The organism is Streptomyces sp. FH025 (assembly GCF_017427025.1).
In the GTDB taxonomy this organism is placed as follows: domain Bacteria; phylum Actinomycetota; class Actinomycetes; order Streptomycetales; family Streptomycetaceae; genus Kitasatospora.
This window is the reverse complement of sequence record NZ_JAFLNG010000170.1, coordinates 1-12,237: the sequence shown is the minus strand read 5'-3', so window position 1 is coordinate 12,237 and position 12,237 is coordinate 1. Positions and strand designations below refer to the sequence as shown.

The window sequence follows — 12,237 nt, the reverse complement described above, 5'->3', positions numbered from 1 at the left end:
GGCTGGCCGAAGGACCTCGCCAAGCTCCAGGTCTCCGGGACGGACCTGGAGGAGACGGGTGAGCTCGGCGCGCCCGAGTCGGGGCTGCCGGTGCTGTGGCTCAACCCGGAACTGGAGATGAGCGCGGGCAAGACGATGGCGCAGACCGGCCACGCCGCGCAGCTCGCCTGGTGGCGGCTGGACGACGCCCAGCGCAAGGAGTGGGCGGAGTCCGGGTTCGCGCTCGCGGTTCGGACGGCCTCGCCGGATGCGTGGGAGGGACTGGTCCGCAGCGGGCTGCCGGTGGTCCAGGACGCGGGCTTCACGGAGATCGCGCCGGGGAGTTGCACGGTGATCGCGGACCACCCGGCGTTGCGGGGGACGGCCGGGGTCTGACGTCCGGCGGCCGACGCGACGGATAGCGGCAGGACAGATGACAGCGAACAGATGACAGATTTCGAAATCTGTCATCTGTTCGCTGTTTGTTGTTCGCCGTCAGCTGTCAGCCGCCAGCCGTCAGCCCGCCGAGGCCTCGTACCGCCGCATCGCCCGCCACCCGCCGTACGCCGCCGCAGCGGTCCAGAGTGCCATGATCAGCAGCCCGGTCCAGTGCCCGTAGTGGATGCCTGCCTCGGGCTGGGTGCGCATCGCGTACAGCCCGGCCCGGTCGGGCAGGAACTGGCCGGCCTCGCGGACACCGGGGATCGCGGCCAGCCAGGTGGTGCCGAGGAACACCATCGGGGTGAGCACGCCCAGCGCCGCGCTGAAGTTGCCCAGCATCGCGGTCAGTCCGAGGCAGAGCAGCACCATCATCGGGTGGTAGAGCACCCCCGCCAGGAAGCTGCGCCCCAGGCCCGGGGTGGACAGGTCCAGGCCGACCGTGGTGTCGACGGCGAGGAAGCAGCCCGCCGTCGACACCAGTCCGAGCAGCAGGCCCAGCCCGGCACCGAGCGCCAGCTTGGCGCCGTACAGTCGCCCGCGCCGAGGCACGGCGGTGAGTGAGGTGCCGATCATGCGGGTGTTGAACTCCTGCCCGATCAGCAGGATCCCGAGGCAGGCCACCGCCACATGGCCGAACAGCAGGCCGTAGTAGATCCCACCGGCCGGATCCTCGCCAGGGGTGTGGTCCTTGGTCCCGTAGGCGGCGTTGACGGCCGCGGTGACTCCGACGGTGATGACCAGCGCGGTCAGCGGAGCCACCCACTGCGAGGGCAGGGTGGTGAACTTGATCCGTTCGGCGCGCAGCGCGTTGCCGAGACCCGTCCTCATCATCTTTCCTTGCTCCGAGGTCACTTGGCGCGCCGCAGGGAGACCAGGCCGCCGTACGCCGCCGCGGCCGTCCAGAGCGCCATGATCAGCAGTCCGGTCCAGTGCCCGTACGCGACCTGCGGGTCGTCGGTGTAGTGCTGCGCGTACTGGCCGGCCCGGTCGGGCAGGAACTGGGCCACCAGCCGGACCCCGGGCGTGCCGCCCAGCGCCGGTGACAGCAGGAAGATGGTCGGGAGCAGCAGTCCCATGGCGGCGGTGAGGTTGCCCAGCATCGCGGTCGTGCCGAGGCAGAACACCACCAGCAGTGCCGGGTAGAGCACCCCGGCGGTGGCGGCGCGGGCGAAGGCGGGCCCGTGCCAGTCACCGGGAACGGCCGCGACGGCGTACCCGGTGAAGGCGCCCGCCGTGCCGACCACGCCCGCGCCGAGGCCGACCATCGCGCCCAACGCCAGCTTGGCACCGTACAGTCGGTCGCGCCGGGGGACGGCGGTGAGCGAGACGTCGATCATCCGGGTGTTGAACTCCTGCCCGATCAGCAGGACGCCGAAGGCGACCAGGAGCACCTGCCCGAAGTAGAGCCCGTAGAAGACGCCGACGCCCGGATCTTCGGTGATGTTGGGCTCGGCACCGCCGAGCACCGCGCCGACGGCCGTGGTGACACCGATGGAGAGCAGCACGGAGAACAGCGGTTGGAGCCAGAGCGAGCGGAGGGTGGTGACCTTGATCCGCTCGGAGCGGAGGGCGCGCGACAGGTGGCTCACGGGGCGACCTCCGCGCGGTACTCGACGCTGTCGGCGGTCATCCGCATGAACGCCTCCTCCAACGAGTCCTGTTGGACCGCGATCTCGTACAGCACCACGCCGTTGTCGGCGGCGAGCGCCGCGATCCGCTCGGGTTCGGCGCCGGTCACTTCCCAGGCGCCGCCGTCGACCTGCTCGGCGGTGAAGTCGTGACCGCCGTCGCCGAGCAGGGCGGACAGCTTGGTCGGGTCCACGGCCCGCACCCGGATCCGGGTGCGGCCGTGGCGGTCGATGAACTCGGCGGTGGCGGCGTCCGCGAGGAGTCGGCCGCGACCGATCACCACCAAGTGGTCTGCGGTGAGCGCCATTTCGGTCATCAGATGGGAGGAGACCAGTACCGACCGCCCCTCGGCGGCGAGTTCGCGCAGCAGGGTGCGGATCCAGCGGATGCCCTCGGGGTCGAGGCCGTTCACCGGCTCGTCCAGCATCAGCACCGGTGGGTCGCCGAGCAGCGCGGCGGCCACCCCGAGGCGCTGGCGCATGCCGAGCGAGAAGCCCCGGATCCGTCGGCCGGCCGCCTCCGCCAGGCCCACCTGGGCCAGGACCTCGCCGACACGTCGCTCCGGGAGGCCGTTGCTCGCGGCTAGCCAGCGCAGATGGCCCTGCGCCGTCCGCCCGCCGTGCACGGCATGGGCGTCCAGCAGCGCGCCCACCTGGCGCAGCGGTTCGGCGAGTTCGGAGTACGGGCGGCCGTCGACCAGGGCGTACCCGGCGGTGGGCCGGTCCAGGCCGAGGACCAGCCGCATGGTGGTGCTCTTCCCGGCGCCGTTCGGGCCGAGGAATCCGGTCACCACACCGGGCCGGACTTCGAAGGACAGGTCGTCGAGGACCCGTCGGCCGTCGTACTCCTTGGTCAGGCCCTTGATCTCGATCACGGCGGCCATTCCCCTCCTCACGGGTGGTCACCGTCCGTGCTTCGGACGGTGATCCCATTCGACCGGAGCGGGCCGGGTGAGCGGATCCCGCCGGGGCGGGGAGCGGTCTCCCTCCCGGGAGGGAGACCGCGGTGGTCCCGTGGGGGAGCGCGGGAACGGGGCTGAGCTGACAGGATGGCCCGGTGCCAGGTTTGGGAGTGCTCCGGAATGCGACGAGCGAGAAGGCCATGCCTGCGAACGGCGCGACAGCCAACGACGCGACAGCCAACGACGTGGCGGCGAACGGCGTGGCAGTGAACGGCGTGACAGTGAACGGCGCGACCGCGAGGGCGACCCGGGTAAAGGCCGGGGCCGTGAGGGCGGTGCGCGCGATCTTCGCGCCGCTGCTGGCCGGTGCCACCTACGCCCGGCTGTTGCACCTGCTGATCGGGTGGATCTTCGTGGGCGTCATCCTGATGATCTACCCGGGGACGGAACAGATGAGCCTCGGCGAGATCCTGCCGCCGGCTGTCACGCTGGACGTGGTGCTGCTCGTGCTGGTCGCGCTGATCCCGGCGGCCCGGCGGGCCGAGGGCATGCAGGCGCGCCTGCTGCTGGTGCCCGACCGCGAGGAGGACATCGCCGTCGAGTCCTCCCACTCCTGGGTGGACCGGCGGCGTACGGCGGGCTGGTTGATGGGAAGGGTGGTGCTCGGTTCGGTGGTCGGGTTCGTGACCGCCTTCGGCATCACTCCGGCCTTCGAGCTGCTGACAGGGCCGCATGCCTTCCGGTACCTCCCGTTCGCCCCGCTGGGGCTGGTCGGCTACGGCTGGCTGGTGGTCTGTGCCGGACGCCTCCAACTCGCCATGGCCGTAAGACTGTTGGGTCCTTCGACGGCAGAGCGGCTGGCCGAGGCGGAACTGCGGGCCGAACGGCTGCTGGAACGCAACCGGTTGGCCCGTGAACTGCACGATTCCATCGGCCACGCACTGACGGTGACCGTCCTTCAGGCGGGCGCCGCGCGCGAGGTCGGTGACCCGGCGTTCGTCGCCAAGGCGCTCGAAGTCATCGAGGAGACCGGGCGGCAGGCCATGGAGGACCTCGAACGCACCCTGGTTCTGCTGCGCGACACCCCGACGGGAGCGGCGGTCGGGGCGGCCGGGTCGGCCGGGTCATCCGGGCCGGCCGGAAACGGCGTGGCCACCGAACAGCCCGGCATCGACCAGCTGCCCGCGCTGTTCGACACCGCCCGTGCGGCCGGCAGTCCGGTCGAGGCGCGGGTCGAGGTGCCGGTCGGCGCACTGCCCGGGGTGCTCTCCCGGGAGTCCTACCGGATCGTCCAGGAGGGCGTCACCAATGCGCTCAAGTACGCGCCCGGCGAACCGGTCGACGTCCGGATCGCCGTCCGGGACGGGCAGTTGACGCTGCGCTGCACCAGCCGGCTGACGGCGGCGGGGCCGGTCCGGGCCGGTTCGCGCAAGGGCGGCAAGGGGCTGCGCGGCATTCGCGAACGCGCCACGCTGCTCGGCGGCGAAGCCACCGCTGGTCCGTCCGCCGAGGGCGGCGACGGGGAATGGGTGCTCGACGTCCGACTGCCCCTACGCTTGGGCGCGTGATGAACGATCTTGCGGGCGACGGCCGGACGGGAGCCCTCGCCCACCCGGAAGGCCGGACGGGAGGCGCCGCCGACATGACCGACATCCTGCTCGCCGACGACGAGGAACTGGTCCGGGTCGGAATGCGGGCCGTCCTGGAGGCGCAGGGCGACCTGCGGGTCGTCGGTGAGGCGGCCGACGGTGCGGAGGCGGTGGCCCTGGCCCGCGCGCTGCGACCGCACGTCGTGCTGATGGACGTCCGGATGCCGGTACTGGACGGCCTGGCGGCCACTCGCGAACTGCTGCGCCCCGGTGCGCCGGGGGAGCGTCCGCCGCGGATCCTGGTCGTCACCACCTTCGAGAACGACGACTACGTCTACCAGGCGCTGCGCGCGGGCGCCGACGGATTCCTGCTCAAGCGCTCCCGCCCGGCCGAGATCGCCCACGCGGTCCGGCTGGCGGCGGCGGGCGAGTCGCTGCTGTTCCCGGCCGCGATCCGCCGCCTGGCCGCCGGGCACGGCAACCCCGTCGCCCGGGAGAGCATGGCCCGGGCGGGGCTGACCGAGCGGGAGGCCGAGGTGCTGCGGCTGGTGGCGCGCGGGCTCAGCAACGGGGAGATCGCCGAACGACTCTTCCTGGGCGTGCAGACGGTGAAGACGCACGTCAGCAGCGTGCTGGCGAAGCTCGGCGCGCGGGACCGCACCCAGGCGGTGATCGCCGCGTACGAGTCGGGGTTCGTCGAGCCATCGGAGTAGGGCCGACGGATCGCGGCCGCCGGATCGGGGCGGCCGGAGCCGGGCTGCCGGAGCCGGGCCAGCGGATCGGGGCCGCCGTAGTCGGGCCCCGCGCCGGTGTTCGCTCAGGCCGGGTAGGCGTGGGTCTGGGTGGCCTTGACCGAGGCCCAGACCGCCGCCCCCGGGGCCAGCCCCAGCTCCGCGACCGCGGCCGGGGTGAGGTCGGCGGCCATCGGCAGGTCTCCGGCGAGTTCGGCGCGCACCCGGTCGCCGTGCAGGTCCAGGCCGGTGACCTCGGCCTGCCACAGGTTGCGCGCGCTGGACCGCGGGCGCTCCCGGTACAGGGTGACGGCGGAGGGCGCGAAGGCCACGAAGGCCGGGCCGGACAGCTCCTCGACGGTGGCGATGGCCGTCCCGTCCGGGAGGGTGACCTGGGTGCCCTCGGCCCGGCCCTGGTACAGGTTGAGTCCGACCAGACGGGCGATGTAGTCGGTGCGAGGCCGCCGGGCGACCTCCGCCGGGCTGCCGGACTGCACCTCATGGCCCTCCTCGATCACCACCAGCCGGTCGGCCAGCACCATGGCGTCGAGCGGGTCGTGCGTCACCAGTACCGCGACGGCCTCGAACTCGGCCAGGTGGCGCCGAAGTTGAGCTCGTACGTCGAGGCGGGTGCGGGCGTCCAGGGCAGCCAGCGGCTCGTCCAGCAGGAGCAGTCGGGGGCGGACGGCCAGCGCCCGGGCGAGTGCGACCCGCTGGGCCTGGCCGCCGGAGAGTCGGCCGGGGCGCACCGAGGCGCGGTCGGCCAGGCCCATCCGCTCCAGCCAGTCGGCCGCCTCGGCCCGGGCGGCGCGCTTGGGACGGCCCTGGCAGCGCGGGCCGAAGGCGACGTTGTCGAGAGCGCTGAGGTGAGGGAACAGCAGGTAGTCCTGGAACACCACGCCGACCGGCCGCTCCTCGGCGGGGGTGTGCAGGCGCTGGGCCGGATCCTCCAGGAGACGGCCGTCCAGGCGCAGGTGGCCGCCGGTGAGCGGGAGCAGGCCGGCGAGGGCGCGCAGGGCGGTGGACTTGCCGGCGCCGTTCGGGCCGAGCAGTGCGACCACCTCGCCGGGGGCGGCGGTGAGTGCGAGGTCGAGGGTGAACGCGGGACGGTCCACCCTGAGCCGGGCGTCCAGGGCGGGCCCGGTGGCGGAGGTGCTCGAGGTGTCCGGGATTTCCATGGGGGCGGCGTCCTGGGTCACGGGGTCGACATCCAACGGTCGCGCAGGCCCACCAGGACGGCGACGGAGACCACCAGCAGCACCAGCGACAGCGCGATCGCGGCCTCCGGATCCGACTCCATCGCCAGGTAGACGGCCAGCGGCATGGTCTGGGTGCGCCCCGGGAAGTTGCCCGCGAAGGTGATCGTCGCACCGAACTCGCCGAGCGCCCGGGCCCACGCCAGTACGGCCCCGGCGGCGATCCCCGGGGCGATCATCGGCAGCGTGACCCGGCGGAACGCGGTCAGCCGGGAGGCCCCCAGGGTCGCGGCCGCCTCCTCGTAGCGGGGGTCGGCGGCCCGCAGCGCGCCCTCGACGCTGATCACCAGGAACGGCATCGCCACGAAGGCCTCCGCGATCACGACCCCGGTGGTGGTGAAGGGCAGCGTGATGCCGAAGGCCGAGTCCAGCCAGGAGCCGACGATGCCGCGCCGTCCGAGCACCAGGAGCAGCGCCACACCGCCGACCACCGGCGGCAGCACCAGCGGCAGGGTGACCAGCGCCCGGACCACCCGCCGGCCGGGCAGCTCGGTGCGGGCGAGCAGCCACGCCAGCGGGACGCCGAGGACCAGTGACACCGCGGTGGCGGCCGTCGCGGAGATCAGCGACAGCCTCAGGGCGTCCCAGACGGCGGTGCTGGTGAGCTGCTCGGACAGGCCGCTCCAGGGCGCCCGGACGAGAAGGCCGACCAGCGGGAGGAACAGGAAGGCCAGCCCGAGCAGCGCCGGAAGCAGCAGTGCGACGGGGATCCGGTGCCTCCCCTGGCGACGGCGCGGCGGGGTCGGCGCGGACCGGTCATTCGTACCGCGCTCGCGGAGCCCGCGGCGCTTGCGGCACCCGCCGTGCTCGCCGTGCTCGGTGGTGCGGCTCCTCACGGCGTCTGGAAGCCCGCCGCGGTCAGTACCTGCGCGGCCTCGGGCGACCGGACGTACGCCACGAAGGCGGCGGCGCCGTTCTTGTTCGGCGCCTTGGCGAGCGCGGCGATCGGGTAGTCGTTCACGGCCTTGTCGGCCTCGGGGAAGTCCACACCGTCGATCTTCGCAGCATCGGACCGCACATCGGTCCTGTACACCAGGGAGGCGTCCACCTCGCCGAGTTCGACCTTGGTGAGCGCGCCCTTGACGTCCTGCTCCAGGGTGACCGGGGTGAGGTCCAGGCCGGCGGCCTTCAGCGCGGTCTGGGCGGCGGCGCCGCAGGGCACCTCCTTCGCGCACAGCGCGACCTTCACCCCGGAGCCGGTGAGGTCCTTCAGGCCGGCGATGTGCTTGGGGTTGCCCTTGGGCACCGCGATGGTGAGGGTGTTCCGGACGAAGGTCTTCGGCGCGCCGTCCGCGCCGCCCGCGTCGCTGACGGTCTTCATGGTGGCCGGGCTGGCGGCGGCGAAGACGTCCGCCGGGGCACCGGAGTTGATGCTGGTGGCGAGGCTGGAGCTGCCGCCGAAGTTGAACTTCACCTTGGTGCCCGGGTTGGCGGCCTCGAACTTCTTGCCGAGGTCGGTGAAGGTCTCCTTGAGCGAGGCGGCGGCGAAGACGGTGATGTCACCGGTGGCCTTCGGGGCGTTGCCGTCGGAGGCGCCCGAGGAGGCGGTGGTGGCACCGGACGCGGACCCGGTGGACTTGCCGCCGTCGCTGCCGCAGGCGGTGACCCCGAGACTGAGGGCGAGGACCGCCGCTGCGGCGACGGCGAACCTGCGGGTCGCGATGGTACGGGTGCTCATCGGTGCTTCCCCTCCGGGTGCGCGCCGGACGGGGCGCGGATGCCTGACCGCAGGTGCGGCCATTACGGCGATCATAGTGCCGCAAATGCGAGTGATAAATCCCCTGTCGCTTCGCACGGGAGGGGTTGGGCGGGGGCGTCGGGCCGGCTGTGGGAAGGCTCAAACGGGCGCGGCCTGCGAGGCGAGCGCGCTGCCGGATGAACGGGTTGCCGGGTGAACAGGTTGTGGGGTGAACGTGTTGTGGGGTGCGGGCCGCGGGAAATTCCGTCGCGTCGAGGCCGGTCGAACGGCCAGAGTGGGCGCAGCCCGTACGGACGACCGGAGAACCGGTCGGATCGGGCCATCAGCCGAGCAACAAAGGGGAGGGGCCCCTCCATGTCCACGCTGCGAGTCACCGCCGAGAGGCTGGTCGTTCTTGAGCACCCGAATGCCGATGCCCTGGAGCTGGCGCAGGTCGGCCTGTATCGGGCGGTCGTCGCCAAGGGCGTGTACCGGACCGGGGACTACGCCGTCTACGTCCCCGAACAGGCCGTCCTCCCCGACGAGTTGATCGAGGAGCTCGGGCTGACCGGCAAGCTGGCCGGATCGAAGGCGAACCGGGTGAAGGCGGTGCGGCTGCGCGGAGAGCTGTCGCAGGGCGTCGTCTGCCGGCCCACCGCGCTCGCCGACACGGACCTGGCCGCGGCCGCCGAGCGGGGCGAGGACTTCGCCGAACTGCTCGGGATCGTCAAGTGGCAACCGCCGGTGCCGACGTCGATGAGCGGTGACGTGGTCAGCGCGCCGGACCTGCTGCCCTGGGTGGACATCGAGAACCTCAAGCGCTATCCCGACGTCTTCGAGCCGGGCGAGCCGGTGGTGCTGACCGAGAAGCTGCACGGCACCTGCTGCCTGGTCACGTACGTCGCCGCCACCGGCGAGGTGCAGGTCTCGTCCAAGGGGATCGGCGCGCAGGGGCTGGCGCTGGTCGAGGACGGGCGCAACCTGTACTGGCGGGTGGTGCGCGCCTACGACATCCCGGCGGTGGCGGCCCGGCTGGCCGAGCGGCTGGGCGCCGAGCGGGTCGGCATCTTCGGGGAGGTGTTCGGCGAGGGCGTGCAGGACCTGACGTACGGGGTCTCCGCGCGCACCGAACGGCCCGGGTATGCCGCGTTCGACATGTCGGCGATGGTGGGCGGGCGGCTGAACTGGCTGGCGGCCACCGAACTGCTGGACGGTGAACTGCCGTTGGTGCCCGAACTGTGGCGCGGGCCGTTCGACGCCGAGACCGTGCTGGCGCACGCGCAGGGCAGGGAGACCCACTCCGGGCGTGAACTCCACGTGCGTGAGGGCGTGGTGGTCCGGGCGGCGACCGAGCGCTGGAGCCCGGTGACCGGCGGGCGGGCGATCGCCAAGGTGGTCGGCGACGCCTACCTGACCCGCAAGGGCGGCACCGAGTACGAGTGAGTCGTGTGAGGTCGCTTCCTCCTACTTCCTCCCGCTTCCTAGGCTGAATGTCAGTCAGTTAGGTTGAAAGGCAGTCAATGCCGAGGGAGTGAAGAAGGAGTGCCGATGGTCACCGCAGCCGCCATACCCGGACCGGTCGGGAACCCCCTGGTCGGATCGCTCTTCGACCTCACCCGCCGTCCGCTGCGCACCTACCTCGCGGCCCGTCGCGACCACGGGGACGTGGTGCGCTTCCTCGCCGGGCCGCCCGGTCTGCGCTCCGAGTTCTTCGCGGTGTTCTCGCCCGAGGGCGTCCACCAGGTGCTGGGCAGCGAGGCGGCCAACTTCCGCAAGGAGAACGCCTTCTACGACGAGCTGCGGATCAGCGTCGGCAACGGACTGCTGACCAGCCAGGACGGCGACTACCAGCGCCAGCGCCGACTGGTCCAGCCGCTGTTCACCCGCCGCCGGGTGGACGGCTACGCGGACGCGCTCGCGCAGGAGGCGCAGTCGCTCGCCGAACGCTGGCGGGCGACGTCGGGCGGGGAGGTGGACGCGGCGGAGGAGATGTCGCGGTTCGCGCTGCGCGCGGTCGCCCGGATCCTCTTCGGCGCCGATGTGGACGAGGCGGTGGCGGTGGTGAACCGCAGCTTCCCGGTGCTGGGCGCGTACGTCAATGAGCGCGCCTTCTCGCCGGTCCGTCTTCCGCGCACCTGGTCGACGCCCGCCAACCGGCGCGGGCTCGCGGCACAGCGGGCGCTGTACGAGGTCTGCGACCGCATCATCGCCGAACGGGCCGCGCGCGGGGGCGGCGACGAGGACGCGGACGACCTGCTGACGCTGCTCGGGCGGGCGCGCGGTGAGGACGGGGAGCGGCTGGATCCGTCCGAACTCCGGGACCAGGTACTGGTGTTCCTGCTCGCCGGGCACGAGACCACGGCCACCTCGCTGGCCTTCGCGCTGCACCTGCTGGCGAAGCACCCGGAGCAGCGCAAGCTCGCCCAGGAGGAGGCGCGGACTGTGCTGGCCGGGCGGGCGCCGACGGCGGCGGACCTGGACCGGCTGCCGTACATCACCCGGGTGCTGAAGGAGGCGATGCGGCTCTTCCCGGCGGCGGCGCTGATCGGGCGGCGGGCCGTCGAGGAGACGGTGATCGACGGGTACGCCATCCCGGCGGGAGCGCAGCTGGTCGTCGCGCCGCTGGTCACCCACCGGCACCCGGACCACTGGACGGAGCCGGAGCGCTTCGACCCGGACCGGTTCCTGCCGGAGGAGGAGAAGGGGCGGCACCGGTACGCGTGGTTCCCGTTCGGCGGCGGTCCGCGGGCGTGCATCGGGCAGCACTTCTCGATGCTGGAGGCGGTGCTGACCCTCGGGGTGCTGCTGCGGGACTTCGAGGTGGAGGTGGTGGACCGGCGGGTGGCGCTCGCGCAGGCGATCACTCTGCGGGCGGCGAGCCCGATGCGGGTGAGGGTGACGGCGGTGGGGTGACGGCTGTCGGGTGTCGGCAGACGGTCTCGGGCTTCGGCTGTCGGGTTCCGGGTTTCAACTTTCAGCGGACAGATAACAGATTTCAAACTCTGTTATCTGTCCGCTGTTTGTTGTCCGCTGCCAAGTCGTTCACCGCACCCTCCGGGCATACGACCGGGCTATCCGAACACACCGCCCCCATCGCGCGTGCAGCTTTTCAGATCTTCGCCTGACCAAGTTCGCCCCCTCGATAGCGTCCCACGCACCCCAGGCCGAAAGCGCACATGTGGCTGGCATATGCCAACCGGTGCAGTCCGCCCGGCCGGGGGAGCCCGGGCGCACCGCGTACCGCCCCGGGCCCGACCGGTCGACCGGAGGTCCCATGGGCACCCTCAACCACTTCAGCTTCGGCTGGCTGACCCCTGTCCTCTCGTACCTGATGGCCTGCGCCGGCGCCGCTCTCGGGCTGCGCTGCACCCTGCGAGGCCTGGCCGCGAGCGGCAGCGCCCGGCGGAACTGGCTGCTCACCGCAGCGGCCGCGATCGGCTCCGGCATCTGGACCATGCACTTCGTCGCCATGTTCGGCTTCAGCGTGGACGGCACCGAACTGCGCTACAACGTGCCGCTGACCGTGCTCAGCCTGGTCGTCGCGGTGCTGGTCACCGGCCTCGGCCTGACCGTGGTCTGCTACGGCGGGCACCGCGGCCTCGCCCTGCTCGGCGGTGGCTTCACCACGGGCGTCGGCGTCGCCGCGATGCACTACCTCGGCATGGCCTCCGTACGGATGCGCGGCGCTCTGCGCTACGACGCCGGGACGGTCGCGCTGTCCGTGCTGGTCGCGGTCGGCGCCGCCACCGCCGCGCTCTGGGCCGCCGTCACCATCCGCAACGTGTACGCGGCGGCCGCCGCCTCACTGGCCATGGGCCTGGCCGTGAGCTGCATGCACTACACGGGCATGGCTGCCGTCCACGTCCAGCTGGACCCCGCCCGTACCGGCCTCGGCGGGGTCAGCCCGATGGAGTTCGTCTTCCCGCTCGCCGTCGGCCTCGGGTCGTTCCTCTTCCTCGCCTCCGCCTTCGTCGCGCTTTCGCCGACCGTCCAGGAGCGGGCCGGCTACCTGGCGGCGGGCGAGCTGGCCGTC

Annotated in this window: 12 protein-coding genes; 6 read left to right on the top strand and 6 right to left on the bottom strand. The window is 72.5% G+C overall.

Annotated elements, in window-relative coordinates; translation table 11 throughout:
- A partial coding sequence (locus J0670_RS14795) for an aminoacyl-tRNA hydrolase (RefSeq protein ID WP_207812021.1) occupies positions 1-375 on the top strand: 375 nt, incomplete at its 5' end.
- A gap of 120 nt (positions 376-495) precedes the next feature.
- Here the strand turns inward: J0670_RS14795 and J0670_RS14790 are convergent.
- From J0670_RS14790 to J0670_RS14780, 3 genes are read right to left on the bottom strand one after another with little or no spacing between them, the layout of a single operon-like run.
- Positions 496-1,251: a hypothetical protein gene (locus J0670_RS14790; protein ID WP_207812020.1), complete on the bottom strand. Its 756-nt coding sequence runs from the start codon at positions 1,249-1,251 to the stop codon at positions 496-498.
- A 17-nt stretch (positions 1,252-1,268) separates the two neighbouring features.
- Positions 1,269-2,009, bottom strand: coding sequence for a hypothetical protein (locus J0670_RS14785; protein WP_207812019.1), 741 nt, complete (start codon positions 2,007-2,009; stop codon positions 1,269-1,271).
- Positions 2,006-2,923, bottom strand: coding sequence for an ABC transporter ATP-binding protein (locus J0670_RS14780; RefSeq protein ID WP_207812023.1), 918 nt, complete (start codon positions 2,921-2,923; stop codon positions 2,006-2,008). Before J0670_RS14780 ends, J0670_RS14785 begins: the two co-directional genes overlap by 4 nt.
- A gap of 353 nt (positions 2,924-3,276) precedes the next feature.
- On the opposite strand from J0670_RS14780, the gene J0670_RS14775 reads away from it, so the two are divergent.
- Positions 3,277-4,518, top strand: coding sequence for a histidine kinase (locus J0670_RS14775; RefSeq protein ID WP_307806529.1), 1,242 nt, complete (start codon positions 3,277-3,279; stop codon positions 4,516-4,518).
- 74 nt (positions 4,519-4,592) lie between these two features.
- Positions 4,593-5,252 (top strand): response regulator transcription factor, encoded by a 660-nt coding sequence (locus J0670_RS14770; protein WP_207812022.1) that lies wholly within the window; start codon positions 4,593-4,595, stop codon positions 5,250-5,252.
- A 104-nt stretch (positions 5,253-5,356) separates the two neighbouring features.
- On the opposite strand, the gene J0670_RS14765 is transcribed toward J0670_RS14770, so the two are convergent.
- The 3 genes from J0670_RS14765 to modA are packed head-to-tail and all read right to left on the bottom strand — an operon-like array spanning position 5,357 to position 8,204.
- Positions 5,357-6,448: an ABC transporter ATP-binding protein gene (locus J0670_RS14765; RefSeq protein ID WP_207812017.1), complete on the bottom strand. Its 1,092-nt coding sequence runs from the start codon at positions 6,446-6,448 to the stop codon at positions 5,357-5,359.
- Positions 6,449-6,465: 17 nt separating this feature from the next.
- On the bottom strand, positions 6,466-7,362 hold the full coding sequence (locus J0670_RS14760; RefSeq protein WP_207812016.1) for an ABC transporter permease: 897 nt from the start codon (positions 7,360-7,362) through the stop codon (positions 6,466-6,468).
- Positions 7,359-8,204 (bottom strand): molybdate ABC transporter substrate-binding protein, encoded by an 846-nt coding sequence (gene modA / locus J0670_RS14755; protein ID WP_207812015.1) that lies wholly within the window; start codon positions 8,202-8,204, stop codon positions 7,359-7,361. The genes J0670_RS14760 and modA overlap by 4 nt, the downstream gene beginning before the upstream one ends.
- 375 nt (positions 8,205-8,579) lie before the next feature.
- On the opposite strand from modA, the gene J0670_RS14750 reads away from it, so the two are divergent.
- From J0670_RS14750 to J0670_RS14740, 3 genes are all read left to right on the top strand, one after another.
- Entirely contained in the window at positions 8,580-9,647 is a 1,068-nt protein-coding gene (locus J0670_RS14750; RefSeq protein ID WP_207812014.1) for an RNA ligase (ATP), read from the top strand.
- 105 nt (positions 9,648-9,752) lie between these two features.
- Positions 9,753-11,117 carry a cytochrome P450 gene (locus J0670_RS14745; RefSeq protein ID WP_207812013.1) on the top strand — a complete coding sequence of 455 codons (1,365 nt, stop codon included), beginning with the start codon at positions 9,753-9,755 and terminating at the stop codon, positions 11,115-11,117.
- Positions 11,118-11,478: 361 nt separating this feature from the next.
- A partial coding sequence (locus J0670_RS14740) for an MHYT domain-containing protein (RefSeq protein ID WP_207812012.1) occupies positions 11,479-12,237 on the top strand: 759 nt, incomplete at its 3' end.